Origin of the sequence: Halomonas halodenitrificans DSM 735 (assembly GCF_000620045.1) — a bacterium.
Lineage (GTDB): Bacteria > Pseudomonadota > Gammaproteobacteria > Pseudomonadales > Halomonadaceae > Halomonas > Halomonas halodenitrificans.
The window spans coordinates 17,030-43,352 of sequence record NZ_KK211058.1; the positions used below are offsets into that span (position 1 = coordinate 17,030).

22 protein-coding genes and 2 tRNA genes are annotated in these 26,323 nt (G+C 64.1%); 7 read left to right on the forward strand and 17 right to left on the reverse strand.

Features of this window, described 5'->3' with window-relative positions; translation table 11 throughout:
* Positions 1-665 precede the first annotated feature (665 nt).
* From pcnB to Q358_RS0114030, 6 genes are all read left to right on the forward strand, one after another.
* On the forward strand, positions 666-2,102 hold the full coding sequence (gene pcnB, locus Q358_RS17670; RefSeq protein ID WP_043488507.1) for a polynucleotide adenylyltransferase PcnB: 1,437 nt from the start codon (positions 666-668) through the stop codon (positions 2,100-2,102).
* Positions 2,099-2,605: a 2-amino-4-hydroxy-6-hydroxymethyldihydropteridine diphosphokinase gene (gene folK, locus Q358_RS17675; protein WP_043488509.1), complete on the forward strand. Its 507-nt coding sequence runs from the start codon at positions 2,099-2,101 to the stop codon at positions 2,603-2,605. The genes pcnB and folK overlap by 4 nt, the downstream gene beginning before the upstream one ends.
* 102 nt (positions 2,606-2,707) lie before the next feature.
* Entirely contained in the window at positions 2,708-3,499 is a 792-nt protein-coding gene (gene panB, locus Q358_RS0114015; protein WP_027962544.1) for a 3-methyl-2-oxobutanoate hydroxymethyltransferase, read from the forward strand.
* 65 nt (positions 3,500-3,564) lie between these two features.
* Positions 3,565-4,413 carry a pantoate--beta-alanine ligase gene (panC, locus tag Q358_RS0114020; protein ID WP_027962545.1) on the forward strand — a complete coding sequence of 283 codons (849 nt, stop codon included), beginning with the start codon at positions 3,565-3,567 and terminating at the stop codon, positions 4,411-4,413.
* Between the two features lie 26 nt (positions 4,414-4,439).
* Positions 4,440-4,820 carry an aspartate 1-decarboxylase gene (gene panD / locus Q358_RS0114025; RefSeq protein WP_027962546.1) on the forward strand — a complete coding sequence of 127 codons (381 nt, stop codon included), beginning with the start codon at positions 4,440-4,442 and terminating at the stop codon, positions 4,818-4,820.
* A gap of 156 nt (positions 4,821-4,976) precedes the next feature.
* Positions 4,977-6,152 (forward strand): acetyl-CoA C-acetyltransferase, encoded by a 1,176-nt coding sequence (locus tag Q358_RS0114030; RefSeq protein ID WP_027962547.1) that lies wholly within the window; start codon positions 4,977-4,979, stop codon positions 6,150-6,152.
* A gap of 181 nt (positions 6,153-6,333) precedes the next feature.
* Here the strand turns inward: Q358_RS0114030 and pnp are convergent, their stop codons facing one another.
* The 15 genes from pnp to rlmE all read right to left on the reverse strand — a co-directional run bounded on the left by pnp (position 6,334) and on the right by rlmE (position 21,931).
* Positions 6,334-8,469, reverse strand: a complete 2,136-nt coding sequence (gene pnp, locus Q358_RS0114035; protein WP_027962548.1) for a polyribonucleotide nucleotidyltransferase — start codon at positions 8,467-8,469, stop codon at positions 6,334-6,336.
* 166 nt (positions 8,470-8,635) lie between these two features.
* Positions 8,636-8,905 carry a 30S ribosomal protein S15 gene (rpsO, locus tag Q358_RS0114040; RefSeq protein WP_027962549.1) on the reverse strand — a complete coding sequence of 90 codons (270 nt, stop codon included), beginning with the start codon at positions 8,903-8,905 and terminating at the stop codon, positions 8,636-8,638.
* Positions 8,906-8,983: 78 nt separating this feature from the next.
* Complete coding sequence (truB, locus tag Q358_RS0114045) at positions 8,984-9,901, reverse strand: tRNA pseudouridine(55) synthase TruB (protein WP_027962550.1); 918 nt, start codon at positions 9,899-9,901, stop codon at positions 8,984-8,986.
* On the reverse strand, positions 9,901-10,323 hold the full coding sequence (rbfA, locus tag Q358_RS0114050) for a 30S ribosome-binding factor RbfA (RefSeq protein ID WP_027962551.1): 423 nt from the start codon (positions 10,321-10,323) through the stop codon (positions 9,901-9,903). The genes truB and rbfA overlap by 1 nt, the downstream gene beginning before the upstream one ends.
* Positions 10,324-10,332: 9 nt before the next feature.
* Positions 10,333-12,858 (reverse strand): translation initiation factor IF-2, encoded by a 2,526-nt coding sequence (gene infB, locus Q358_RS0114055; RefSeq protein WP_027962552.1) that lies wholly within the window; start codon positions 12,856-12,858, stop codon positions 10,333-10,335.
* 117 nt (positions 12,859-12,975) lie between these two features.
* On the reverse strand, positions 12,976-14,466 hold the full coding sequence (gene nusA / locus Q358_RS0114060; RefSeq protein WP_027962553.1) for a transcription termination factor NusA: 1,491 nt from the start codon (positions 14,464-14,466) through the stop codon (positions 12,976-12,978).
* A gap of 83 nt (positions 14,467-14,549) precedes the next feature.
* Positions 14,550-15,011: a ribosome maturation factor RimP gene (gene rimP, locus Q358_RS0114065; protein WP_027962554.1), complete on the reverse strand. Its 462-nt coding sequence runs from the start codon at positions 15,009-15,011 to the stop codon at positions 14,550-14,552.
* Positions 15,012-15,253: 242 nt separating this feature from the next.
* Positions 15,254-15,330, reverse strand: a tRNA-Met gene (locus Q358_RS0114070).
* 128 nt (positions 15,331-15,458) lie between these two features.
* Positions 15,459-15,545, reverse strand: a tRNA-Leu gene (locus tag Q358_RS0114075).
* 30 nt (positions 15,546-15,575) lie between these two features.
* Positions 15,576-15,935, reverse strand: coding sequence for a preprotein translocase subunit SecG (gene secG / locus Q358_RS0114080; RefSeq protein WP_027962555.1), 360 nt, complete (start codon positions 15,933-15,935; stop codon positions 15,576-15,578).
* A 4-nt stretch (positions 15,936-15,939) separates the two neighbouring features.
* The gene (tpiA, locus tag Q358_RS0114085; RefSeq protein ID WP_027962556.1) at positions 15,940-16,689 is read right to left on the reverse strand and encodes a triose-phosphate isomerase; all 750 of its coding nucleotides are present in this window, start codon (positions 16,687-16,689) and stop codon (positions 15,940-15,942) included.
* Between the two features lie 74 nt (positions 16,690-16,763).
* Entirely contained in the window at positions 16,764-18,122 is a 1,359-nt protein-coding gene (gene glmM / locus Q358_RS0114090) for a phosphoglucosamine mutase (protein WP_027962557.1), read from the reverse strand.
* On the reverse strand, positions 18,122-18,973 hold the full coding sequence (folP, locus tag Q358_RS0114095) for a dihydropteroate synthase (protein WP_027962558.1): 852 nt from the start codon (positions 18,971-18,973) through the stop codon (positions 18,122-18,124). The genes glmM and folP overlap by 1 nt, the downstream gene beginning before the upstream one ends.
* Positions 18,974-19,061: 88 nt before the next feature.
* Positions 19,062-21,044 (reverse strand): ATP-dependent zinc metalloprotease FtsH, encoded by a 1,983-nt coding sequence (gene ftsH, locus Q358_RS0114100; RefSeq protein ID WP_027962559.1) that lies wholly within the window; start codon positions 21,042-21,044, stop codon positions 19,062-19,064.
* Between the two features lie 227 nt (positions 21,045-21,271).
* On the reverse strand, positions 21,272-21,931 hold the full coding sequence (rlmE, locus tag Q358_RS0114105) for a 23S rRNA (uridine(2552)-2'-O)-methyltransferase RlmE (protein WP_027962560.1): 660 nt from the start codon (positions 21,929-21,931) through the stop codon (positions 21,272-21,274).
* A 168-nt stretch (positions 21,932-22,099) separates the two neighbouring features.
* Between rlmE and yhbY the strand changes: the two genes are divergently transcribed.
* Positions 22,100-22,426: a ribosome assembly RNA-binding protein YhbY gene (gene yhbY / locus Q358_RS0114110; protein WP_027962561.1), complete on the forward strand. Its 327-nt coding sequence runs from the start codon at positions 22,100-22,102 to the stop codon at positions 22,424-22,426.
* 128 nt (positions 22,427-22,554) lie between these two features.
* Here the strand turns inward: yhbY and greA are convergent, their stop codons facing one another.
* Together greA and carB are read right to left on the reverse strand one after the other, a co-directional pair.
* Positions 22,555-23,031, reverse strand: a complete 477-nt coding sequence (gene greA, locus Q358_RS0114115; RefSeq protein WP_027962562.1) for a transcription elongation factor GreA — start codon at positions 23,029-23,031, stop codon at positions 22,555-22,557.
* Positions 23,028-26,258 carry a carbamoyl-phosphate synthase large subunit gene (carB, locus tag Q358_RS0114120; RefSeq protein WP_027962563.1) on the reverse strand — a complete coding sequence of 1,077 codons (3,231 nt, stop codon included), beginning with the start codon at positions 26,256-26,258 and terminating at the stop codon, positions 23,028-23,030. Before carB ends, greA begins: the two co-directional genes overlap by 4 nt.
* Positions 26,259-26,323: the final 65 nt, after the last annotated feature.

Genomic DNA, 26,323 nt, shown 5'->3' on the forward strand with positions numbered 1-26,323 from the left:
ATGAATTTGATGGATAAATTTAAACCTGGCATGCCACCTGCTACATACAGGGCAAGAAAAACAAGTTCCGGCGTCATCCGCCGCCCAACACAACGACAACAGCGAAACCCGGATGACACAGGCCCACTACAACAAAGCCAAGAGGCGTGGGCCAGTGCCGTACAGGCACGACATCAACAAGCACAATTGAAATGACGTGCCCGGCCCCTCGGCCCTAACAACAACAGCAAGACACGAGGCACCGGAAACTCAGGACGCGACGCGCCAGCCACGCCCACAACAAGAACAAGGGGCCAGCGAGGCGCACCCCCGGAAACAACAACAACACACCGGGGGAAGGCAATTTTTGCCGTCGTGGTTGGATTATTGTTTTGAATACGAGGCGGTCTCCACCGGGAGCGCCAACAAGGATAACAACACTGCTTGCCTGAACTCCTTGGTGACTGTGGTGCGTATTCAAGGCGATGTGCCATCACGAAGAAAAATCAAGCAGTAGGGACGCTGCAACGTTGCTTGAGGGGGAGGCCACTGGCCTCCCCCTTCTACGTCTGGGCACCAGCAGGAGGCAGGCGCCAAAGAGGTACCGGCGCTATGCAATCTCACGGGGGTCCGCTACACTCAACGCCTTTACACGCTTTCTCCGCCCTGCGAGTCGATATCGTCGCATGTTCAAAGGATTTACCCGTTTTCTGCAGAGTCCCGGCGAGAGCCTGAAGTCACTGTTCGGCACCGAGGCAGCCGCCGCCGCACCCGAGGTCCGCGTCATCCCTCGCGAAGAGCACTCTGTCTCGCGCCAGCACCTCAGCGATGCTGCCCTCAAGGTCCTCTATCGGCTGCATAACGCCGGTTTCGAGGCATACCTCGTCGGGGGCTGCATACGTGACTCCCTGCTGGGACGAATGCCCAAGGACTTCGATGTGGCGACCGACGCCACACCGGAACAGGTCAAGGGCCTGTTTCGTAACTCGCGGATCATCGGCCGCCGCTTCCGTATCGTCCACGTGCGCTTCGGCCGGGAGGTCATCGAGGTCACCACCTTCCGCGGCAAGCCCGGTGACGACCACGCCGATCATATCGCCCAGCAGTCCGACGACGGCCTGCTGCTGCGCGACAACGTCTGGGGCAACGTCCAGGAAGACGCGCTGCGCCGCGACTTCACCATCAACGCCCTCTACTACAGTATTGCCGACTTCTCGATCCACGACTTCGCCAATGGCGTGGACGATATCGAGACACGCACCCTGCGCCTGATCGGCGAGCCGGCGACCCGCTACCGCGAGGATCCGGTGCGCATGTTGCGTGCCGTACGCTTTGCGGCCAAGCTCGACTTCCAGCTGGCCCCCTCCACCGAGGCGCCGATTCGCGAACTCGCCCCCTTGATGCTGCAGATTCCTCCGGCGCGGCTGTTCGACGAAGTGCTCAAGCTGTTCATGGCCGGCTATGGCGTCGAAACATTCCGCCTGCTGCGCCACTACGGCCTGTTCGAGATGCTACTCCCCGAGGCTGCCGAGGCCATGGATGAGCTACCCTGGGCCGAGCGTCTGGTCGAGGAGGCCCTGGCCAGTACCGATCGACGCATCCACGAGGAGCGCCCGGTCACACCAGCCTTCCTGTTCGCCGCCATGCTGTGGGGGCCGGTAGTGAAGCGCCAGGCCGAGCAGCAGGCCAATGGCCTGCCGCCGATTCCCGCGCTACAGGCCGCTGCCCAGCAGGTGATATCCCGCCAGCTGCAGCATGTATCGATCCCCAAGCGCTTCAGCATGCCCATGCGCGACATCTGGGATCTACAGCATCGGCTGCCGCTGCGCCGCGGCCGCCGAGCCTTCCAGACCCGTGAGCACCCACGCTTCCGTGCCGCCTACGACATGCTGCTGTTGCGCGAAGCCGCCGGTGAGCTGGCCCCGGGTCTGGGTGATTGGTGGACCGCCTTCCAGAAGGCCGACGAACACGAACAGGCACGCCTGCTCGACAAGGCCGGTGCCAATCCCGCCGGCAGCGGCAAACCCGGTCGCAAGCGGCGTCCGCGGCGCCGCAAGCCCCGTAACAGCAACAAGGGGGGCAGCTCGAACTCAAGCAACAACGGCGGCAACTTGGACTCATGAGCCTGCACCGCGCCTGGGTCGGCCTGGGCAGCAACCTCGATGACCCTCGCCACCGGGTCGAGTCGGCCATCGAGTCGCTCGACCGGTTGCCATTGACGCGGCGCCTCGCCGCCTCGTCGCTGTATGCGAGTCGTCCCGTCGGCCCCCAGGACCAACCCGATTTCATCAATGCCGTGGCCTGCCTGGAAACACGCCTCTCGCCACTGGCCTTGCTCGACCAGCTCCAGGCCCTGGAACAACGCCATCGCCGGACGCGGTCTCGCCGCTGGGGCCCCCGCACCCTCGACCTGGACCTGCTACTGTTCGATGATAGCACCCTGTGCCTGCCGCGCCTGACGGTGCCACACCCGGAAATGACCCGCCGCGCCTTCGTACTGGTGCCACTGCTGGCGATGGCACCGCGGATGCGCCTGCCCGACGGGCGGCAACTGGCGGACCTGGAGGCCACACAGGCCAATAGTCTATTGAACGAAGTGTTACCGCTCCAGGAAGACAGTCCGTAAGTGTTACCCATCGACACAGCATGGCCATTCAGGTAACAATCGCGAGTTACACGGGCCGGCACCCCATGCCGCGCTCCGACGTCACAAACGAGAGAGCACGCTATGAAACCCATCACCCTGAGCACGCTGCAGGCCTACAAGCGCGCCGGTGACACCTTCAGCTCCCTGACCGCCTACGATGCCTCCTTCGCCAGGGCCGCCAGCGATGCCGGCATCGACGTCCTGCTGGTCGGTGACTCCCTGGGCATGGTCCTGCAGGGCCATACCAGCACGCTGCCGGTCACACTGGAGGAAATCTGCTACCACACCCGCTGCGTGGCCCGGGGCAAGGGTGCCAGCCTGCTGATGGTCGACCTGCCCTTCATGGGTAACGCCAGCACCGAGCGCCTGCTGGAAAATGCCGGCGAGCTGATGCGGGCCGGCGCCGAGCTCGTCAAGGTGGAGGGCGAGGCCTGGATGGCCGATGGCATCCGTGAACTGACTCGGCGTGGCGTGCCGGTGTGTGTCCACCTGGGGCTGACGCCTCAGACCGTCTACCAGCTCGGCGGCTACAAGGTGCAGGGCCGCGATGCCGATCGCGCCAGCCAGATCCTCGAGGACGCCCGCATCCTGGTCGAGGCCGGCGCCTCGGTCATCCTGCTGGAGTGCGTGCCGGCCGAGCTGGGCCGCGCCATCACCGAGGCCCTCGACGTGCCGGTGATCGGTATCGGTGCCGGCCCCGATACCGATGGCCAGATCCTGGTCATGCACGATGTGCTGGACGTCACGCCCGGCCGCAAGCCACGCTTCGTCAAGAACTTCATGGCTGACGCCGAGGACATTCACGGTGCCTTCCGTCGCTACCATGAGGACGTCAAGGCGCGGCGGTTCCCCGCCGAGGAGCACTGTTTTTAACTGTGGAAGTTAAATACGGTTTTTAAACACGGTATTAACTACCGCTTCCAGCCCGGAACCTTGTCATGCGCACCCTGAGAGACATCCCCGCCCTGCGTGAAGTACTGGGCAACGCCCGTCGGCGCGGAGAGCGTATCGCCCTGGTGCCCACCATGGGCAACCTTCACGACGGCCATCTGGCCCTGGTCGCCGCGGCCCGTGAGCGGGCCGAGATGGTGGTCGCCACCATCTTCGTCAACCCGCTGCAATTCGGCGCCGGTGAAGACCTCGACGCCTATCCGCGTACGCTCGAAGAGGACCAGTCGCGGCTTGAGGCCGCCGGCTGTGAACTGCTCTTCGCCCCGGATACCAGTACTCTCTATCCACGCGGCCTGGAGGCCCAGACCCGCATCGTGGTGCCCGAAGTGACCGAGGGGTTGTGTGGCGCTTCTCGTCCCGGCCACTTCGACGGAGTCTCCACGGTCGTGGGCATGCTCTTCAACCTGGTACAGCCCGACCTCGCCTGCTTCGGCGAGAAGGACTACCAGCAGCTGGCGGTGATACGTCGCATGGTCACCGACCTGCACCTCCCCATCGAGATTGTCGGCGTGCCCATCGTGCGCGCCGCCGACGGCCTGGCCCTCTCCTCGCGCAACGGCTATCTAAGCACCGAGCAGCGCGCCAGTGCTCCTTGCCTCTACGCTACCCTGTGCCGGCTGCGCGACAAGCTGGAGTCCGGGACCGACGCCTCCACAAGCCTGGCGCATGGCTGGGCAGACCTTCAGGCGGCCGGCCTCGATCCCGACTACCTGAAGCTGCGCACCTGCGACCTGAGGCCGGTCACGACCTCTACCCGTGAAGCGGTACTGCTCGCCGCCGTCCGGCTGGGAAGCACCCGGCTGATCGACAACCTGACCCTGACACTGCCCCACTGAGGCAGCTCTCTGGAGACCCTGATTCCATGTATACCATCATGCTAAAAGCCAAGCTGCACATGGCTCGCGTCACCCACGCCGTGCTCAACTACGAAGGTTCCTGTGCCATTGACGGCGACCTGCTCGACATGGCCGGCATTCGCGAGAACGAGCAGATTCAGATCTACAACGTCGAGAATGGCCAGCGCTTCACCACCTACGCCATTCGCGCCGAAGCAGGCTCAAGGATGATCTCCGTCAACGGCGCCGCCGCCCATCTGGCTACCGAAGGCAACCGAGTGATCATCTGCAGCTACGCCCACTACAGCGACGCCGAGCTGGACGCTCATCAGCCCGCTCTGGTGTATCTACAGGAAGGTAATCGGGTCAGCCATACCAGTCACGCCATTCCCGTTCAGATGGCCTGAGCGGTACACGGCGCCAATCGGCAACGCCTACCACCAATGGCCGCCACGCAAACATTGCGGCACCGCACAAGACTCCCCTATGCTGAAGACCCTCGGTCGAGTCCCGCTGCCTCGACAAGACCGTAAGCTCGTCTTTCCAGCAAGGAGAGTGCTCCCATGCAAGAAGTGGTTATCGTTGCCGCCCGTCGTACCGCCGTTGGTTCCTTCGGTGGCTCCCTCGCCGGCGTTCCCGCCAGCGACCTGGGTGCCCAGGTCATCAAGGATGTCCTCGCCACCACGGGCGTGGCCGGCGATCAGGTGGACGAGGTGCTGCTCGGCCAGGTACTGACCGCCGGCGTCGGTCAGAACCCCGCCCGTCAGGCGTCCATCAAGGCCGGGCTTCCCGAGGCCGTACCGGCCATGACCATCAACAAGGTATGCGGCTCCGGTCTCAAGGCGCTGCACCTGGCCACCCAGGCTATCCGCTGTGGCGACGCCGAGCTGATCATCGCCGGCGGCCAGGAAAACATGTCTGCCTCGCCCCACGTGCTGCCCAACTCGCGCAACGGCCAGCGCATGGGTGACTGGAAGGCCATTGACTCCATGGTCAACGACGGCCTGTGGGATGCCTTCAACAACTACCATATGGGCATCACCGCCGAGAACCTCGCCGAGAAATATGGCATCACTCGCGAGGAGATGGACGCCTTCGCCGCCGATTCCCAGCAGAAGGCCTCCGCCGCCATTCGTGAGGGCAAGTTCAAGGGGCAGATCGTTCCCGTGGAGATCCCCCAGCGCAAGGGCGACCCGGTGATATTCGACACCGACGAGGGCCCGCGGGACGTGACCGCCGAGAAGCTCTCCGGCATGCGTCCCGCCTTCAAGAAGGATGGCACCGTCACCGCCGGTAACGCCTCCTCCATCAACGACGGCGCCGCCGTGGTGATGCTGTGCACCGCCGAGAAGGCCAAGGCCCTGGGTCTCGAGCCGCTGGCTCGCATCAAGGCCTACAGCAATGCCGGCGTTGACCCGAGCATCATGGGCATCGGCCCGGCCCCGGCGACCCGCCGCTGCCTCGAGAAGGCCGGCTGGAGCACCGACGACCTCGACCTGATCGAAGCCAACGAGGCGTTTGCCGCCCAGGCACTCTCCGTCAACAAGGAGCTGGGCTGGGATGCCAGCAAGATCAACGTCAACGGCGGCGCCATCGCCATCGGCCACCCCATCGGCGCCTCCGGCTGTCGCATCCTGGTGACCCTGGTCCACGAGATGATCGCCCGGGACGCCAAGAAGGGCCTCGCCACGCTATGCATCGGCGGCGGCCAGGGCGTGGCACTCGCCATCGAACGGTAACGCCTACGCGCTACGCGCACCGCGCGAGTTGTAAGCAGAATGAAATAAGCCCTTGCGGACGAGTTCCACAAGGGCTTTTCTTCGTTTGCCGCCCGCCATCGAAAAACCCTCCACGGCTGAACCATGAAGGGTTTTCTTACGGCTTAAAGCTTATCGCTTAGAGCTCGCCGAAGGCGCTCACTTAAAGCTCGGGCTCGGCGGCCGCTTCGGCCTCGAATGCCGCCTTCTCTTCCGGGGTGATCTCCTTGATGGTGAGCTTCACCCGGTTGCGGTTATCGATATCGAGCACCTTGACGATGGGCTCGTCGCCCTCGTTGAGGAAGTCACGCACGTCGTTGACCCGCTCCGGCACGATCTGTGAGATGTGCACCAGGCCATCGGTGCCGGGCATGATGTTGACGAAGGCGCCGAAGTCGGCGATACGCACCACCTTGCCGCGGTAGAGCTTGCCGATCTCGGGCTCGGCGGTAATCGCCACCACGGTGTCGATGGCCGCCTTGGCCGCCGACTTGTCCTCGGCATAGATACGCACGGTACCGTCGTCATCGAGATCGATGGAGGCGCCGGTGTCCTCGCAGATCTTGCGGATGGTGGCGCCACCCTTGCCAATCACGTCGCGGATCTTCTCGGGATCGATCTTGATGGTGGCCATGGAGGGGGCGTTATCGGAGACCTCGGCGCGGCTCTGGGCAATCACCGTGTTCATCTGCTCGAGGATGCTGAGGCGTGCCTCCAGCGCCTGCTGCAGCGCCTGCTCCATGATCTCCTCGTTGATGCCCTCGATCTTGATGTCCATCTGCAGGGCAGTCACGCCATCGCCGGAGCCGGCCACCTTGAAGTCCATGTCGCCGAGGTGGTCCTCGTCGCCGAGGATATCGGTGAGTACGGCAACGCCGTCATCATCCTTGACCAGGCCCATGGCGATGCCGGCCACCGGCGCCTTGATGGGTACGCCGGCATCCATCAGGGCCAGCGAGGTGCCGCATACGGAGGCCATGGAGCTGGAGCCGTTGGACTCGGTGATCTCGGAGACCACGCGGATGGTGTACGGGAACTCGGCATCGTCGGGCAGCATGGCCTGAACACCGCGACGCGCCAGGCGACCGTGGCCGATCTCGCGACGCTTGGGCCCGCCCATGAAGCCGGCTTCCCCTACGCTGTAGGGAGGGAAGTTGTAGTGCAGCAGGAAGCGGTCCTTGCGCTCACCTTCCAGTGATTCGATCAGCTGAGAGTCGCGCAGGGTACCCAGGGTGGCCACCACGATGGCCTGGGTCTCGCCACGGGTGAAGATCGCCGAACCGTGGGTCTTGGGCAGGTTACCCACCTCGATCTCCAACGGACGCACGGTCTTGTGGTCACGACCATCGATGCGCGGCTCGCCCTTCACCACACGGGAGCGCACCACGCGCTTCTCGAGGCTCGAGAAGGCGCCTTTGACATCGTCGGCCTCGAATGTGCCGTCGTCTTCACCGGCCAGCTGCTCCACCGCTTCGGCCTTGAGGGCCGACAGGGCGTCCTGACGCTCCATCTTGTCGGTGATGCGATAGGCCTCGCCCACACGACCCTCGAAGGCCTCGGCCATCGCGGACTTGAGTGCGGTGTTCTCCACCGGCGGCTGCCAATCCCATTTCGGCTTGCCCGCCTCGGCGACGAGCTCGTTGATGGCCTGGATCGCCGTCTGCATTTCCTGGTGGCCATAGAGCACGGCGCCGAGCATCTCGTCCTCGAGCAGCTCATCGGCCTCGGACTCCACCATCAGCACCGCCTTCTCGGTACCGGCGACAACCATGTTCAGCTCGGAGCTGGCGAGCTCTTCCACGGTGGGGTTCAGGAAGTAGCCATTCTCCTCGCTGAAGCCGACCCGGGCCGCGCCGATGGGGCCACTGAAGGGCACTCCGGAGATCGCCAGGGCCGCGGACGTGCCGAGCAGCGCCGCGATATCCGGATCATGGTTACGATCGGTGGAGAGCACGGTACAGACGACCTGCACCTCGTTCATGAAGCCCTTGGGGAAGAGCGGGCGGATCGGGCGGTCGATCAGCCGCGAGGTAAGGGTTTCCTTCTCGGTGGGGCGTCCCTCGCGCTTGAAGAAGCCGCCGGGAATCTTGCCGACCGCATAGGTCTTCTCCTGATAGTGCACGGAGAGCGGGAAGAATGGCTGGGAGGGCTTGGCGTCTTTCCTGGCAACCACGGTGCACAGCACCACGGTATCGTCCATGGTAACCATCACGGCACCGGAGGCCTGGCGGGCGATGCGCCCGGTTTCCAGGGTGACGGTGCTGCGACCGTACTGAAATGTCTTCTTGACCGGATTCACGGCGACTTCCTTCAATATCTACTTTTCTGTGTTTGGGGCGCTTCGACTCGCCGACCATTTTAGGGGTTGACGCGCCCCGCGGCCACCGGATAGCGAGATTTCCGGCCAAACAGCAAAACGGGCAGCCCGAAGGCTGCCCGTTTTGTTACCGCGTGGAATACGACGCTTAGCGACGCAGACCCAGACGCTGGATCAGAGCCTGATAACGCTCGAGGTCCTTGCGCTTCAGGTAGTCCAGCAGCTTGCGGCGCTGGTTGACCATGCGGATCAGGCCACGACGCGAGTGGTGATCCTGCTTGTTGGTCTTGAAGTGGTCCTGCAGGCCATTAATGTTGGCGCTCAGCAGGGCCACCTGCACTTCGGGGGAACCGGTGTCGTTGTCGCCACGACCAAATTCGCTGACGATTGTCGACTTCTGCTCGGCTGTCAGTGCCATCTGTCTCTCCAGTAAGCAATATGCCTGAATAATGAGTGTGTGAGACCACGCATATTTGCAGTCTCGGGCGTATCTCCCTCAATCGGCTGCGGTGCTCAGCAGCCGTTTCGGCGCCACTTCCTGTGGCGTCGTCACCACACCGAGCCCCAGAAAGGCCTCGTTGCAGTAGAGCCTTGCCGTTTCCCCGACGCCGGTCTCGCCGGCATCCACCGCGGCCGCTTGACCCTGGGTCAGGCGCCTGGCTGCTACGGGGTCGACCGCGAGTCGCGGCAGGTGCTCGGCCAGCACATCGACCGGCAGCAGCGTCGCTTCCCGGGCCGCCTGGTCGGGCAGTGCCTCCAGGGACGCCAGCGTCAGCATGCCCTCGGCGCCGAAGGGGCCGGTCGCCAGGCGACGCAGCGCGCTGATATGCGCGCCGCTGCCGAGCGCACGGCCGATGTCCTCGGCCAGGGTGCGCACATAAGTGCCCTTGCTGACCGTCACCTCCAGCTCGAAGGCGCTACCCTCGAAGGAAGCGAGCCGCGCATCATACACCGTCACGCGCCGGGCTGCACGCTCCACCGACTTGCCCTCGCGGGCCAGCTCGTAGAGCTTGCGTCCCTGGTGCTTGAGCGCCGAGTACATCGGCGGCACCTGCTCGATCTCGCCATGAAAGCGAGCCAGCACGGCCTCCACCTCGGCGGCGGTCAGGGGCGGGACGACCAGACGCTCGACCACCTCTCCTTCCGCATCGCCGGTATCGGTCACCACGCCCAGCTCCACCCGGGTGCGATAGACCTTGTCGGACGCCAGCAGGTGGGCGGAGAACTTTGTCGCCTCGCCGAAGCACACCGGCAGCAGGCCGGTCGCCATGGGGTCCAGGGTACCGGTATGACCGGCCTTCTGGGCCTGGAACAGGCGTCGGGCCCGCTGCAAGGCATGATTGCTGGACAGGCCCGCGGGCTTGTCCAGCAGCAGAACTCCGTTGACGGGAAGGCCGCGGCGACGTCGAGCCATCAGTCGTTCCTGGACTCGTCGTCGGATCCCTCGTCATCGGCGGCCTCATCGTCACCGTGACGAAAACGATCGCTCTCCACCGCCTCGTCGATCAGCGAGGAGAGGCGTTGGCCCCGCACCACGCTCTCATCGTAATGAAAGCGCAGTTCCGGCACATGACGCAGCTTGATGCGGCGGGCGATCTGCCCGCGCAGGAAGCCGGCGGCCTGCTTGAGAACCTTGAGGTTCTCCTTGATCCGTTCCGGCGTATCCTCACCGAGCAGGGTCACATGCACATCGGCATAGCCGAGGTCACGGCTGACATCGACGCCGCTGACGGTGATCATGCCCAGGCGCGGGTCCTTGACCTCGCGCTGGATGAGTACCGCCAGCTCCTTCTGGAGCTGGTCGGCTACCCGATCGGTACGCTTGAATTCGCGCATGCTTGGCTCCTAGAGCGTCCGCTCGACCCGGATCTGGTCGAAGACCTCGATCTTGTCGCCGACCTGAACATCGTTGTAGTTCTTCACGCCGATGCCGCACTCCATGCCGTTGCGCACTTCCTGGGCATCGTCCTTGAAGCGACGCAGCGACTCGAGCTCGCCCTCGTAGATCACCACGTTATCGCGCAGTACGCGGATCTTCTTGTTACGGAAGACACTGCCCTCGACCACCATGCAGCCGGCCACGGCGCCGATCTTCGGCGCACGGAAGACGTCACGAACCTCGGCCACGCCGACGATCTCTTCCTTCCATTCCGGCGCCAGCATGCCGCTCATCGCCTGCTTGACCTCATCGATCAGCTGGTAGATGACGCTGTAGTAGCGCAGGTCGAGGCCTTCGCGCTCGATGATCTCGCGAGCCGCGACATCGGCACGCACGTTGAAGCCGACCACGATGGCCTCGGAGGCCAGCGCCAGGTTGGCGTCGGTGCCGGTGATGCCACCCACACCGGAGGAGACCACGGCCACTTCCACTTCGCCGGTGGAGAGCTCTTCCAGTGCGCTTCTGATCGCCTCCAGGGAGCCCTGGACGTCGGCCTTGAGCACGATGTTGAGCTTGGCGGCCACTTCCTTGCCCATCTGGCTGAACATGTTCTCCAGCTTGGCCTTCTGCTGGCGCGCCAGGCGGACTTCCCGATACTTGCCCTGACGGAAGTTGGCGACCTCACGTGCCTTCTTGTCGTCGGCCACGACCATGAAGTCATCGCCCGCTTCGGGGGTACCGTCGAGGCCCTGGATTTCCACCGGCATCGCCGGACCGACCTCGTCGACCTGCTTGCCGAGCTCGTTGGTCAGGGCGCGCACGCGGCCATAATGCAGGCCGGCCAGCACGATATCGCCCTTCTTCAGGGTACCGTTCTGGACCAGAACGGAGGCCACCGGGCCGCGCCCCTTGTCCAGGCGCGACTCGACCACCACGCCCTTGCCGGGCGCCTCGGGAACGGCCTTGAGCTCGAGCACCTCGGAGACCAGCAGTACCGCCTCGAGCAGCTCGTCGATGCCCTCGCCGGTCTTGGCGGAGACGTGAACGAACTGGGTGTCGCCGCCCCATTCCTCGGAGATGACTCCGTGCTGGGAGAGCTCGTTCTTGACACGATCCGGGTCGGCGGACGGCTTGTCGATCTTGTTGACGGCCACCACCAGGGGAACCTCGGCGGCCCTGGAATGCTCGACCGCCTCGATGGTCTGGGGCATCACGCCGTCGTCGGCGGCGACCACCAGGATCACCACGTCGGTCGCCTTGGCGCCACGGGCACGCATGGCGGTGAAGGCCGCGTGACCCGGCGTATCCAGGAAGGTAACGCCGTGATCGCCTCGGATCTTGTCGCCACTCACATGGTAGGCGCCGATATGCTGGGTGATGCCGCCCGCCTCGCCGGTAGCCACCTTGGCCTGGCGGATATGGTCCAGCAATGAAGTCTTGCCGTGGTCGACGTGACCCATCACGGTCACCACCGGGTCGCGAGTGAGCTCTTCACCCTCGTAGGAAATGCTTTCCAGCACTTCTTCTTCCAGCGCATCGTCCTTGACCAGCTTGGGCTTGTGGCCCATCTCCTCGACCACGATGGCTGCCGTATCCTGGTCGATGGTCTGGTTGATGGTCACCGCAGCACCCATGGTGAACATGGTCTTGATGACTTCGTTGGCCTTGATCGACATCTTGTCGGCCAGCTCGGCAACGCTGATCGACTCGGGGATCGACACTTCACGGACGATCGGCTGAGTCGGTTTCTGGAAACCATGCTTGCCATTGCCCTGGGTGTTGCCACCGCGGCGACCGCCGCGACGCTCGGCGCGCTTGGCCTTCTTGCCGCCACGGCGACGATCCTCGCGATCACCGCGATCGTCGTCTCGATCGTGGCGCCCCTTCTTGGCGGCGGCCTTCTTGGGCGGCGCAGTACGACGGTCGGTACGCCCCTCCTTGGGCGGTGCCGGAGGCTCGTTGCTCGGCGCCGGCGTCTCGAGTTCGGGCAGCGGAATATCGGGCACTTCGGCGGCCTTCTGGGCCTCCAGCTTGGCGGCAGCCTCCTGGGCCGCCTTTTCCGCGGCGCGGGCCTTGGCCTCCTCGGCCTCGCGGGCCTCCTTGGCGGCCTGGGCCTGCTGGGAATCGGCCATATCGCCGACCAGCTGGCGTGGGCCGGCATCTTCCACCGGTTCCGGCTTGCTCTCTTCCTCGGCACGCTTGACGTAGGTGCGCTTCTTGCGCACCTGCACCTCGATGGTCTTGCCACGCTCGCCGGTATTGATGCGACTGCGCGTCTTGCGCGTCAAGGTGATACGGTTCTTCGGCGCCGCCTTCTCGGCACTGCCACCATGGCTCTTGGTCAGGTGGTCGAGCAGCTGCCGCTTGTCCTCCTCGGACACGGCGTCGTTCTCGGACTTGTGCTTGAGCCCGGCTTCTTTCATCTGTTCCAGCAGGCGGGGAGCATCGCGCCCCACCTTCGCTGCAAAATCCTTAACGGTCATGTCTGACATGTAGACCCTCCTGAGCCCGTGACCCCAATTCTGTTCGCTTCGAATGCTGCCGGTCCGAGCGCTCGGCATCGGACCCTTGTCTGCACGTTATTCGCCGTCGAGTCGCTCCTATGCGAACTACTCGCTTTCAAACCAGGGCGCACGGGCAGTCATGATCAGTGACGCGGCACGCTCCTCATCCATGCCCTCGATATCCAGCAGATCATCGACGGACTGCTCGGCCAGATCCTCCATGCTGACGATCTCACGGCTGGCCAGGATGAAGGCCAGGTGGCGCTCCATGCCGTCCATCTCCAGCAGGTCATCGGCGGGCTGGGCACCGTCGAGTTGCTCCTCGGAGGCGATGGCGAGGTTGAGCAGCTCATCCTTGGCACGCGCCCGGAGTTCCTCGACGGTTTCCTCATCGAACTCCTCGATCTCGAGCATTTCCTCGACCGGCACGTAGGCAATTTCCTCCAGGGTGGTGAAGCCTTCTTCCACCAGCAGGCGCGCCACCTCATCGTCGACGTCGAGATGCTGCACGAAGTGCTCCACCAGGCTGTCGATTTCCTGGTCCCGCTTGTCCTCCGCCTCGGCCTCGGTCATGACGTTGATCCGCCAGCCGGTGAGCTCGGAGGCCAGGCGCACATTCTGGCCGCTACGGCCGATGGCCTGGGCCAGGTTATCCTCGGCGACGGCCACATCCATGGCGTGGGCATCCTCATCGACCAGGATGGAGGCCACATCCGCCGGCGCCATGGCGTTGATCACCAGCTGGGCGGGGTTGTCATCCCACAGCACGATATCGACGCGCTCGTTCTGCAGTTCCGTGGAGACCGCCTGAACGCGTGAGCCTCGCATGCCCACACAGGCGCCCACCGGATCGATTCGACGATCGTTGGTCTTCACCGCGATCTTGGCGCGAGACCCGGGGTCGCGAGCGGCTCCCTTGATCTCGATCAGCTGCTCGGCGATCTCCGGGACCTCGATACTGAACAGCTCGATGATCAGCTCGGGGCAGGTACGCGACAGGATCAGCTGGGCACCGCGTGCCTCCGGGTCGACCTTGACCAGCAACGCGCGAACCCGCTCATTCATGCGGTAACGCTCGCCGGGAATCATCTCGCTGCGCGGCAGAAACGCCTCGGCGTTGTCGCCCAGGTCGATGATCAGGCCATCCCGGGTGGTCTTCTTGACGATGCCCGAGACCAGCTCTTCTTCACGGTCGGCATAGAGGCGCACCACTTCGGCACGCTCGGCCTCGCGAACCTTCTGGACGATGACCTGCTTGGCGGTCTGGGCGGCGATACGGCCGAACTCGGCATTCTCGATGCGCTCCTCGACCACGTCACCCAGGCCCAGCGGCGGGTCGCGACGCTCGGCAAAGGTGAGCTTGATCTGATGGTCGGGGCCGTCGAAGTCATCATCCTCGACCACCTCCCAGCGACGAAAGGTCTCGTAGTCGCCGGTGCCGCGATCGATATGCACCCGCACGCTGGCCTCTTCATCCTCGAAGCGCTTGCGCGACGCACTGGCCAGAGCCGCCTCGACGGCTTCGAAGATCACCGTGCGGGGAACCCCTTTTTCATTGGAGATCGCATCGACGACCGCCAGAATCTCTTTACTCATGCCTTTGCCTCGCCAGAAAACCTGTTCTCGAGCTGATGCTCAATACGCCTCCCCTCGGGGAGGCCGAATCCTTGAACCGCGGGCTAATCCTCGAAACGGGGCACCACGCGGGCCTGATCGATGCCATCGACGGGGAAACAGTATTCCTCGCCATCGACCTGCAGCAGCACCTCGTCACCCTCGACGCCGGCCAGCCGACCCTGGAACTTGCGACGCCCCTCGAAGGGCGTCCGCAACTTCAGGGCCACATCATGGCCGCGGTAGCGGGAAAAATGGTCGAGGGTAAATAGCGGACGATCCATCCCCGGCGAGGAGACCTCGAGGCGATACTCGCCGGAAATCGGGTCTTCCACATCGAGCAGAGCGCTGACCTGGCGACTGATATCCGCACAGTCGTCGACGGTGATACCGTCATCGTGATCGATGTAGATCACCAGGCGCGAGTGTTTACCCTGGGAGAGATGGTCGATGCCCCACAACTCGAAGCCCATGGCGGTGACCACCGGGTCGATCAATGTGTGTAGCGCAGCATCCTTGGTAGCCACGGAATAGACTCCTACAGCCGTTGCATCAGGCACCTGGCCGGGAGTGAACTGGGAAGTCAGGTGGCTGATTGGCATTGCCCGGAACAGTGCCCCGGCGCTTGGCGCCCTGAGCAAGCTGCTAACAAAAAGCCCCTTCGCAGGAAGGGGCTTTCACAAGAAACCTGTAAACCATTCCGGCGATTAGTGGCTGCCCCTTCACTCGAAAGCGCGCGTTGCGCATTCGATAGGCACCTGCCGGAAGATGGTAGCGGGGACCGGATTTGAACCGATGACCTTCGGGTTATGAGCCCGACGAGCTACCAGACTGCTCCACCCCGCATCAATCTAGGTCGGTGATATTACATGCCGCTGACATATTCGTCAAGGACTGCACACCGCTTTGCCAATCCTGCTTCTGAAGAATCCTCGACGTCGATAGGCTTTCAACAAGCGTCGTGATGATTCAGATGGTGCCGAAGGCGGGACTTGAACCCGCACGACCGTAAGGTCACTACCCCCTCAAGATAGCGTGTCTACCAATTCCACCACTTCGGCATCAGGGGAGGCTGGAAACTGCACAGCGATCTAGTCGTCGCTGCCCTCCAGCACTGGCGCTGCATTATCCATGCTTGACTCACCTTCGTCAAGAGCCGGCACGTTATTCTGCTGCTCGATAAGGCGTGCGTCGGGAATGCCTGCCTCCGGCGCGTCACCGGCCTGGCCCGCGTACCAGGCCAGGGCCAGGGAGGTCGCGAAGAAGGCTGCCGCCAGCAGGGCGGTAAATTTCGACAGGAAGCCACCGCTGCCGCGGGAGCCGAACACCGTCTGGGAGGCGCCGCCACCGAAGGAGGCACCGGCCTCGGCACCCTTGCCCTGCTGCAGCAGGATAAAGACGATCAGGGCGATGGCGACCGTCACGTGGGTCATGAGAATGGCAACTTGCATGGAATCAACCTGCTGACTGACAGATGGCTAGGAAATCGTCGACCTTGAGTGAGGCACCGCCCACCAGGCCGCCGTCGATATCGGGCTGGGCAAGCAGCTCCGCTGCATTGCCCGCGTTCATGCTGCCGCCGTAAAGCAGCCGCAGCACAGCCGCCAGGTCACCATCGAGGCCGGCCAGGTAACCGCGAATCACGGCCATGACCTCCTGGGCCTGCTCGGGCGTGGCGGTACGGCCGGTACCAATGGCCCAGACCGGCTCATAGGCGATGATCACGCGCTCCCGCTGCTTCGGCTCCAGCCTCGACATCACGTGGTCGACCTGATGCAGCACCACTCGCTGGGTATCCCCGGCATCGCGCTCCGCGAGGGTTTCGCCCACGCAAAGCACCGGCGTGATGTCGACATCGAGTGCTGCCAGCAGGCGCTCGAGCACCTGATCGTCTCCCTCGCGGTAGAGCTGACGACGCTCGGAGTGACCCACCAGGGCATACTGGACGGCGAACTCGCGCAGCATGGACCCGTTCACCTCACCGGTATGCGCCCCCGAGGGGTGCGGGTTCAGCGTCTGGGCCCCGAGCGCCAGCGGCGACTCGGCGAAGGCACTCCGTGCCGCCCCCAGATAGGGATAGGGCGGAAAGATCGCCACCTCCACCGAGCTTGGCAACTCGGCACGGGAGAAGGTGCGGCCGAAGGTTTCCACCAGTTCGGTGGAACCGTTCATCTTCCAATTACCGGCGATCAGCGGCGTGCGCATCGACTGTCCTCTTTCAAGGTGGAGCGAAATGGTATAGGAGAGGCCCTGTCAAGACAACCGGCCACCCTGTGCGCTCAGGCCTCGAGCAACGTCTCGACCCGCTCGGCGAGCCGCCGCGCCAGGCCATCCACGTCCAGGTGCGGGCGCCCTTCGACCATCACCCGAATCAGCGGCTCGGTGCCGGAGGGACGCAACAGCACCCGACCCTCTTCGCCGAGCTCGCTCTCGGCCTCGCTCACCGACGCCTGAAGCGCCGGCATGGCCATCACCGCCCGGGCATCGCTGCCGGGCGTCAGGCGCACATTGACCAGCGCCTGGGGCGCCTTTTCCAGGCCGGCCAGCAGGCTCTGCAGCGACTTGCCCTCACGTACCATGAAGGCCAGCACCTGCAGCGCCGAGACGATGCCGTCACCGGTGGTCTGCACATGGCCGCAGACGATATGGCCGGACGACTCGCCACCCAGCTGCCAGCCGTTGCAGGCGAGCCGCTCCATGACATAGCGATCACCCACCTTGGCGCGCTCAAAGGGTACGCCCATGGTCTCCAGCGCCGCGGCCAGGCCGAAGTTCGACATCAGGGTGCCGACCACGCCGCCACCCAGCTGACCGCGCGCATGGCGATCACGGGCGATCAGGTAGAGGATATCGTCACCGTCGATCTCGCGGCCATCGCTATCCACCAGCAGTACACGGTCACCGTCACCGTCGAAGGCCACCCCCAGGTCTGCCCCCTGGCGGATCACGGCCGCACGCAGCGCTGCCGGATGCGTGGAGCCCACCTCGCGATTGATATTGAGCCCATCGGGGGTGGCGCCGATCAGGCTGACCTCGGCGCCCAGCTCACGAAACACGCTGGGGGCGATGTGATAGGTGGCACCGTGAGCACAATCCAGCACGACCCTGAGGCCCGCGAGGCTGACCCGGTCGGGAATGGTGGACTTGCAGAACTCGATATAGCGGCCGTCGGCATCATCGATGCGCTCGGCCTTGCCCAGGCAGTCCGCGGGCACGGTGGTCAGCGGCTCATCGAGCATCGCCTCGATCGCTTCCTCGAGCTCGTCGCTGAGCTTGGCGCCCTCGGTGGAGAAGAACTTGATGCCGTTATCGGCGAAGGGGTTATGCGATGCCGAGATGACAATGCCGGCATCGGCACGGAAGGTTCGCGTCAGGTAGGCGATACCCGGGGTCGGCATGGGGCCGAGCAGCGCCACGTCGACCCCCGCCGCCGAGAGCCCCGCCTCCAGGGCCGATTCGAACATATAGCCTGAAATGCGAGTGTCCTTGCCGATCAGTACCCGGCAACGGCGCCGGGGGTTACGCGCGGCAAGCACACGCCCGGTGGCCCAGCCCAGCTTGAGCATGAAGTCAGCGGTGATCGGCGCCTCGCCCACGGTGCCACGAATTCCATCCGTTCCAAAATAACGTCGTGCCATCAACAACCCTCCTCGAGTACGGCCCATGTCATGTTCACCGCGTCCACGCTGGGGGCAACATCGTGGACACGCAGGATGCGGGCGCCGCGCTCGACCGACAGGGCCGTCAACGCCAACCCTCCGGGCAGGCGCTCCTCGACCGGGCGATCCAGCACCTTGCCGATCATGCTCTTGCGCGACATTCCCACCAGCAGCGGCAGCTCGAGGTCGGCGAGACACTCCAGGCGATTGAGCAGGCGCAGGTTATGTTCCACCGTCTTGCCGAAGCCGAAGCCCGGATCGAGCAACAGCCGATCACGGCGCAGGCCGGCGGCCTCGCAGGCGGCCACTCGCTCGGCAAGGAATTCGGCTACCGCCTCCTCGATGGGCACATCATAACGGGGCGCTTGCTGCATGTCGCGGGGCTCGCCCTGGCGATGCATCAGACACACCGGCAGGCCGCTGCCGACGGCGGCCGCCAGGGCCCCCTCACGCTCCAGCGCACGGACATCGTTGATCATCCCCGCCCCCAGGGCGGCACTCTCGCGCATCACCTCGGGGCTACTGGTATCCACCGACACCAGGGCATCGAGTTCGCGCACCAGCACTTCCACCACCGACGCCACCCGTTCGAGCTCTTCCTGAGACGATATCGAGGCGGCCCCCGGCCGGGTCGACTCGCCACCGACGTCGATGATTGCCGCGCCTTCCGACAACATGCGCTCGGCATGGCGCAGGGCGTCATCCAGCGCCACATGGCGACCGCCATCGGAGAAGGAGTCGGGGGTGACGTTGAGGATCCCCATGACACGGGGATAGGAGAGGTCGAGCCGGTGCCGGCCACACATCAGGGAGGAGGAATTCGCAGTCATCTTTGCTCGACGGGTATCGCAGTGGAGTGAACTAGAATCGCAAAGGCGCCCCCGCGGGGGCGCCTGTCGAGAGAGTGCCGTGATGAACTCAGGAGCCGGCGGGGCCACCGAGGGGATCGGAGGGCCGACGCCGCGGCTCACCATCATCATCCCCATCGCTGTCGCCTTGCTCCGGCGCGTCGGCATCGCTCACCGGCTCGGGCTCGCTGCCACCGGCGGAAGGGGCGCCGCCGCTGGGATCATCCCAGCCTTCGGGCGGCTGCGGGTCACGTCCCGCCATGATGTCCTTGAGCTGAGTGGAGTCGATGGTCTCGTACTTCATCAGCGCATCGGCCATGGCATCGAGCTTGTCGCTGTTCTCATCGAGGATCTGCTTGGCCTGGGCATAGCAGTCATCGATGACCTTGCGCACTTCCTTGTCGAGCTTGGACACGGTCTCGCCGGACTTGAGCTTGCCACCCTGACCGGAGCCACCCATGAACTGATGGGACTCATCCTCGTCGTACATGATCGGCCCCATCTCCTCGGAGAGGCCCCACTTGGCCACCATGTTATGGGCAAGCTCGGTGGCACGCTTGATATCGTTGGAGGCCCCCGTGGTCACTCCATTCGGGCCGAGCGTCATCTCCTCGGCGATACGGCCGCCGAACAGCGAACAGATCTGACTGATGATCTGCTGGCGCGACAGGCTGTAGCGGTCCTGCTCGGGCAGGAACATGGTCACACCCAGGGCGCGACCCCGCGGGATGATGGTTACCTTGTAGACCGGGTCATGCTCGGGCATTACCAGGCCGATGATGGCGTGACCCGACTCATGGTAGGCAGTATTGAGCTTCTCCTTCTCGGTCATGACCATGGAGCGACGCTCGGCACCCATCATGATCTTGTCCTTGGCCATCTCCAGCTCATCCATGCCCACCAGGCGCTTGTTGCGCCGGGCGGCGAACAGGGCGGCCTCGTTGACCAGGTTGGCCAGGTCGGCGCCGGAGAAGCCAGGGGTGCCCCTCGCGATCAGTGTCGGCTTGACATCATCACCCAGCGGTACCTTGCGCAGGTGCACGTTGAGGATATGTTCGCGGCCACGGATATCGGGCAGCGGCACCACCACCTGACGGTCGAAACGGCCCGGGCGCAGCAGCGCGGGGTCGAGAACGTCGGGGCGGTTGGTGGCGGCGATGACGATGATGCCCTCGTTGGCCTCGAAGCCATCCATCTCGACCAGCAGCTGGTTGAGGGTCTGTTCGCGCTCGTCGTTACCCCCACCCATGCCGACCCCGCGGGAACGGCCCACGGCGTCGATTTCGTCGATGAAGATGATGCAGGGCGCCTGCTTCTTGGCCTGCTCGAACATGTCACGTACGCGGGAGGCGCCCACGCCGACAAACATCTCGACGAAATCGGAGCCCGAGATCGAGAAGAACGGCACCTTGGCCTCGCCGGCGATCGACTTGGCGAGCAGCGTCTTGCCGGTACCCGGCGGCCCCACCATCAGCACACCGCGGGGAATGGTGCCGCCCAGGCGCTGGAACTTGGTGGGATCACGCAGGAAGTCGACCAGCTCCTCGACTTCTTCCTTGGCCTCGTCGCAACCCGCCACGTCGGAGAAGGTGGTCTTGATCTGGTCCTGGGACAGCAGCTTGGCCTTGGACTTGCCGAAGCTCATGGGACCGCCCTTGCCGGCTCCCCCGCCCTGCATCTGTCGCATGAAGAACATGAAGATGGCCAGGATCAGCAGGATCGGGAAGCTGGCGATCAGCAGGCGCATCCACAGGCTCTGCTGCTCGGGCTCCTTGCCCACCACGGTGACATTACTGGAAAGCAGGTCATCCATCAGTTTGGGATCTTCCGCCGCCGGGCGGATGGTCTGAAACTGCGACCCGTCGGTACGCTCACCGGTGATGGTATAGCCATCGATGGTGACGGTGCGCACCTGCTGATTCTGCACCTGCTGGACGAACTGGGAGTAGTTCATCGTCTGAGGTGAGTTGTCGACGCTGAAGTTGTTGAACACCGTCAGCAGCACTGCCGCGATGACCAACCACAGGATCAGGTTCTTCGCCATATCGTTCAAGGGACTACCCTCAATATCTGAAATCTGTCGGCCGCAAGGACCTGGCACGTTGGACACTACATGAGGCGGCCGCGTTCGACCACCGCTACGCGGCGGTCATTCGCGACAGCCACTGTGACACATCTTGTTCTGCGCTGTCTGGCAATGGGCTCATTAGGCCGGGACTATCGTCGTTATCGTGGCGCCTCGCGGGCGCCGATCAACCGGACTTTCACACTTGTCTGTCGCTATCCACGGAAGCCCTGGGCCAGCAGATAGACCTCTCGGGAGCGCGCCCGCGAGGCGCCGGGCTTGCGGGTGACCACCCGCGAGAAGGCGCCGCGCAGCGCCTTCAGGTATTCATCGAATCCTTCACCCTGGAACACCTTGGCCAGGAAGGTACCGCCGGGACGCAGGGTCTGGCCGGCCAGGTCCAGCGCCAGCTCCACCAGATACATCGCCTGGGGCTGGTCGATGGCCGCCATGCCACTCATGTTGGGGGCCATGTCGGAGATCACCAGATCCACCGGTCGCTCGCCGAGCGCCGCCAGGATGGCGTCGAGAACCGATTCCTCGGTGAAGTCACCCTGAATGAAGTCGACTCCGGCCAGGCCGTCCATCTCGAGGATATCCGAGGCGATCACTACCCCCTCGGGGCCCACCTTCTCGGCCGCGACCTGGCTCCAGCCCCCGGGCGCCGCCCCCAGGTCGATCACCGTCATGCCCGGCAAGAGCAGCCGGTCCTTCTCGTCGAGCTCGATCAACTTGAAGCTGGCTCGCGAGCGATAGCCCTCCTGCCAGGAGCGCTGCACGTATTGATCGTCGAAGTGCTCCTTCAGCCAGCCCTTGCTGGTCTTGCTGGCGGAGTGCTTGCCGGAGGCGGAGGATGAGGTGCGGGAACGAGCCACGGCATCACCTGGGGTATGACGGAAACAGGACTTGGCGCGTAGTAAAAAACGGTACTGGAGCGCCGAGAAATAGCCGGCCAAGACGGCGCTTTCACCGAAGACGTTTTCGGCGTGACGATTTGCGCGTACCATGACGGGCTGCGCGCAACCGAGAAGACGCAAGATACCATGAGCTTGTCACAGGCACAAAAGAAAGCATTTCGCAGCATCGGCCACCACCTCAACCCGGTGGTAATGATCTCCGAGAACGGCATCTCCGAAGGAGTGCTGGCGGAGCTCGACCGAGCCCTCAACGATCACGAACTGATCAAGGTGAAGTTTGCCATGCCGGAGCGCGACGAGCGCGCCGCCATGCTCGAGGAGCTGGTCACCGCCAGCCGCGCCGAGCTGGTACAGAAGATCGGCAAGATGGCGCTGCTCTATCGGCGCAACCCGCGGGCCAACCCCAAGCTCTCCAACGTCCAGCGTTACGAAGGGCATCACGGCCGGCACTGACGCGCTCCGCGCGAGCTGGAAGCCATAAGCTTTAAGCTGTAAGAAAACACCCCCCAAGGCGGCGCCTTGGGGGGTGTTTAGGTTTTAACTTACAGCTTGCGACTTAAAGCTTACAGCTACCCGAAGGGTCACAGGTGCTCGACGCTGGAGATCTCGTACTCGACGTCGCCGCCGGGGGTCCTGACCACCACCACATCGCCCTCTTCCTTGCCGATCAGGGCACGGGCGATAGGCGAGGTCACCGAGATCAGGCTCTGCTTGATATCCGCCTCATCCTCGCCGACGATCCGGTAGGTGACTTCCTCGTCGGTATCGAGGTTAAACAGCTCCACGGTGACACCGAAGATCACCTTGCCGGTCTTGGGCAGCTTGGTGACGTCGATCACCTGGGAGTTCGAGAGCTTGCCCTCGATCTCCTGGATGCGCCCCTCGATAAAGCCCTGCTCCTCGCGGGCCGCATGGTATTCGGCGTTCTCCTTGAGATCACCATGCTCGCGGGCCTCGGCGATGGCGGCAATCACCCTGGGACGCGCCTCGCCCTTGAGGTGCTCTAGCTCCTGGCGCAGGCGCGACTCTCCGGCGACGGTCATCGGGACCTTGTTCATTGTGCAGCTCCTGCATGCAGTTCCTGTAGCCGCCGCACCGTGATCTCGTTGCCGTACTCAAGCGCCAGACAAACGGCACTGGCCCCCGCCAGTGTGGTGGCGTAGGGGACCTTGCGGGCAAGCGCGGTGCGACGGATCACCGAAGAGTCGTTGATCGCCTGGCGACCCTCGGTGGTATTGACGATATAAGCGATCTCGTCGTTCTTGAGCAGATCGACGATATGCGGGCGGCCTTCAAAGACCTTGTTCACGACCTCGACGTCGATACCCGCGACCTCGAGGGCCGCCGCGGTACCGCGGGTCGCGCACAGCGTGAAGCCCAATGTTACCAGAGAACGCGCCACCTCGATAACACCCGCCTTGTCCGGCTCGCGCACCGAGAGGAACGCCTTGCGCGGGCCGGAAATCGGCGGAATCGCCTCGCCGGCCCCCAGCTGCGCCTTGTAGAAGGCCTCGGCAAAGGTATCGCCGCTGCCCATGACCTCGCCGGTCGACTTCATCTCCGGCGACAGGATGGGGTCGACCCCCTGGAACTTGTTGAAGGGGAAGACAGCCTCCTTGACGCTGAAGAAGTGCGGCACGATCTCTCGGGTGAAGCCCTGATCGGCGAGCGTGATGCCGGCCATGCAACGCGCGGCGATCTGGGCCAGCGAGGTACCGATGCACTTGGAGACGAAGGGCACGGTGCGCGAGGCACGCGGATTGACCTCGATGATATAGATCTCGCCGTCCTGCCAGGCCAGCTGCACGTTCATCAGCCCTTTGACACCCAGCTCCACCGCCATCTGGCGGACCTGGTCGCGCATCGCGTCCTGCACCTCGGCGGGCAGCGAGTAGGGCGGCAGTGAACAGGCGGAGTCACCGGAGTGCACGCCGGCCTGCTCGATATGCTGCATGATGCCGCCGATCACCACCTCCTTGCCGTCGCTGACCGCATCGATATCGATCTCGACCGCGGCGTTGAGGAAGTGGTCGAGCAGCACCGGCGAGTCGTTGGAGACCTTGACCGCGTGGGTCATGTAATTTTCGAGCTCGGAGGCGTCATAGACGATCTCCATGGCGCGCCCCCCCAGCACGTAACTGGGGCGCACCACCAGCGGATAACCGATGGTCTCAGCCTTGGCGAAGGCCTCCTCGAAGCTGCGCGCGGTGGCGTTGGGCGGCTGCCTGAGGCCCAGCTTGTCGATCATCTTCTGGAAGCGCTCGCGGTCCTCGGCGCGGTCGATGGCGTCCGGAGTGGTGCCGATGATGGGCACGCCGGCGGCCTCCAGCTCACGAGCCAGCTTCAGCGGGGTCTGGCCGCCGAACTGCACGATCACGCCCACCGGCTGCTCCTTGTCGGCGATCTCCAGCACGTCTTCCAGGGTCACCGGCTCGAAGTAGAGGCGGTCGCTGGTGTCGTAGTCGGTGGAGACGGTTTCCGGGTTGCAGTTGACCATCACGGTCTCGTAGCCGTCGTCGTGCATGGCGAAGGCGGCATGCACGCAGCAGTAGTCGAACTCGATGCCCTGGCCGATGCGGTTGGGCCCACCGCCCAGCACCATGATCTTCTGGCGGTCCGAGACCTCGGCCTCGCACTCCTCCTCGTAGGTGGAGTACATGTAGGCCGTATCCGAGGCAAACTCCGCGGCGCAGGTATCGACCCGCTTGTAAACGGGACGAATCCCCGCCTTCTGACGCGTCTTGCGGAATTCCTTCTCGGAAACGCCCAGCAGGGCGGCCAGCCGGGCATCGGAGAAGCCCTTGCGCTTGAGGCGGAACAGCTCACGGGCATCGAGCTCGGACAGCGAACGCTTGGCGACCTCGCCCTCGGTGGCGACCAGGTCCTCGAGCTGAATCAGGAACCAGGGATCGATCTTGGTCAGGGCGAAGAGCTCATCACGGCTCATGCCGGCACGGATGGCATCGGCGATGAAGAAGATGCGCTCGGCGCCGGCGGCCTGCAGCTCGCCCTTGATATGCGCCATGCCGTCGGCATCGAACCGGATCACCTTGGGATCCAGGCCATCGTTGCCGGTCTCCAGGCCCCGCAACGCCTTGTGCAGCGACTCCTGGAAGGTGCGACCGATGGCCATGACCTCGCCCACCGACTTCATCTGGGTGGTCAGGCGGTCGTTGGCCTGGGGGAACTTCTCGAAGGTAAAGCGCGGAATCTTGGTGACGACATAGTCGATGGAGGGTTCGAACGAGGCCGGGGTGCGACCGCCGGTGATATCGTTCTGCAGCTCGTCCAGGGTGTAGCCCACCGCCAGCTTGGCCGCAATCTTGGCGATCGGGAAGCCGGTGGCCTTGGAGGCCAGCGCCGAGGAGCGCGACACCCGCGGGTTCATCTCGATGACCACCACGCGGCCGGTCTCGGGGTCGACGCCGAACTGCACGTTGGAGCCGCCGGTCTCGACGCCGATCTCACGCAACACCGCCAGGGAGGCGTCACGCATGATCTGGTATTCCTTGTCGGTCAGCGTCTGGGCCGGCGCCACGGTGATGGAGTCGCCGGTGTGCACGCCCATGGGGTCGAAGTTCTCGATGGCACAGACGATGATGCAGTTGTCGTTCTTGTCACGAACGACCTCCATCTCGTATTCCTTCCACCCCAGCAGCGACTCGTCTATCAGCAGCTCGTGGTTGTTGGAGAGCTCGAAGCCACGCGTACAGATCTCCTCGAACTCCTCCTTGTTGTAGGCCACGCCGCCGCCGGAGCCGCCCATGGTATAGGAGGGACGGATGATGACCGGGAAGCCCAGCTCGCCCTGGATCTCCCAGGCCTCGTCCATGCGGTGAGCGACCTTTGCCCTGGGGCATTCCAGGCCGATGCGCCTCATGGCCTGGTCGAAGAGGTCGCGGTCCTCGGCCATGTTGATGGCATCGGCATTGGCACCGATCATCTCCACGCCGTGCCGGGCCAGCACGCCGTGCTTGTCGAGCTCCAGGGCACAGTTAAGCGCGGTCTGGCCGCCCATGGTCGGCAGCACGGCATCCGGCTTCTCGACCTCGATGATCTTCTCCACCGCCTGCCAGGTGATCGGCTCGATATAGGTGGCGTCGGCCATGGCCGGGTCGGTCATGATCGTGGCCGGATTGGAGTTGACCAGGATGACTCGATAGCCTTCCTCACGCAGCGCCTTGCAGGCCTGGGCGCCGGAATAGTCGAATTCACACGCCTGGCCGATGACGATAGGGCCGGCGCCAATGATCAGGATGCTCTGGATGTCGGTACGCTTTGGCATGATGCTTCCCGCAGAAGTAAGTGACGAGTGGCGACGTGTTTCTGGCTCTAATCTGACTCTAAGTG

Excerpts from the sequence above, each read along its gene's own strand:
- pcnB (WP_043488507.1), top strand. The coding sequence starts at position 666 with ATGTTCAAAGGATTTACCCGTTTTCTGCAGAGTCCCGGCGAGAGCCTG.
- folK (WP_043488509.1), top strand. The coding sequence starts at position 2,099 with ATGAGCCTGCACCGCGCCTGGGTCGGCCTGGGCAGCAACCTCGATGAC.
- panB (WP_027962544.1), top strand. The coding sequence starts at position 2,708 with ATGAAACCCATCACCCTGAGCACGCTGCAGGCCTACAAGCGCGCCGGT.
- panC (WP_027962545.1), top strand. The coding sequence starts at position 3,565 with ATGCGCACCCTGAGAGACATCCCCGCCCTGCGTGAAGTACTGGGCAAC.
- panD (WP_027962546.1), top strand. The coding sequence starts at position 4,440 with ATGTATACCATCATGCTAAAAGCCAAGCTGCACATGGCTCGCGTCACC.
- Q358_RS0114030 (WP_027962547.1), top strand. The coding sequence starts at position 4,977 with ATGCAAGAAGTGGTTATCGTTGCCGCCCGTCGTACCGCCGTTGGTTCC.
- rpsO (WP_027962549.1), bottom strand. The coding sequence starts at position 8,905 with ATGGCACTGACAGCCGAGCAGAAGTCGACAATCGTCAGCGAATTTGGT.
- truB (WP_027962550.1), bottom strand. The coding sequence starts at position 9,901 with ATGGCTCGACGTCGCCGCGGCCTTCCCGTCAACGGAGTTCTGCTGCTG.
- rbfA (WP_027962551.1), bottom strand. The coding sequence starts at position 10,323 with ATGCGCGAATTCAAGCGTACCGATCGGGTAGCCGACCAGCTCCAGAAG.
- infB (WP_027962552.1), bottom strand. The coding sequence starts at position 12,858 with ATGTCAGACATGACCGTTAAGGATTTTGCAGCGAAGGTGGGGCGCGAT.
- nusA (WP_027962553.1), bottom strand. The coding sequence starts at position 14,466 with ATGAGTAAAGAGATTCTGGCGGTCGTCGATGCGATCTCCAATGAAAAA.
- secG (WP_027962555.1), bottom strand. The coding sequence starts at position 15,935 with ATGCAAGTTGCCATTCTCATGACCCACGTGACGGTCGCCATCGCCCTG.
- tpiA (WP_027962556.1), bottom strand. The coding sequence starts at position 16,689 with ATGCGCACGCCGCTGATCGCCGGTAATTGGAAGATGAACGGTTCCACC.
- glmM (WP_027962557.1), bottom strand. The coding sequence starts at position 18,122 with ATGGCACGACGTTATTTTGGAACGGATGGAATTCGTGGCACCGTGGGC.
- folP (WP_027962558.1), bottom strand. The coding sequence starts at position 18,973 with ATGACTGCGAATTCCTCCTCCCTGATGTGTGGCCGGCACCGGCTCGAC.
- yhbY (WP_027962561.1), top strand. The coding sequence starts at position 22,100 with ATGAGCTTGTCACAGGCACAAAAGAAAGCATTTCGCAGCATCGGCCAC.
- greA (WP_027962562.1), bottom strand. The coding sequence starts at position 23,031 with ATGAACAAGGTCCCGATGACCGTCGCCGGAGAGTCGCGCCTGCGCCAG.
- carB (WP_027962563.1), bottom strand. The coding sequence starts at position 26,258 with ATGCCAAAGCGTACCGACATCCAGAGCATCCTGATCATTGGCGCCGGC.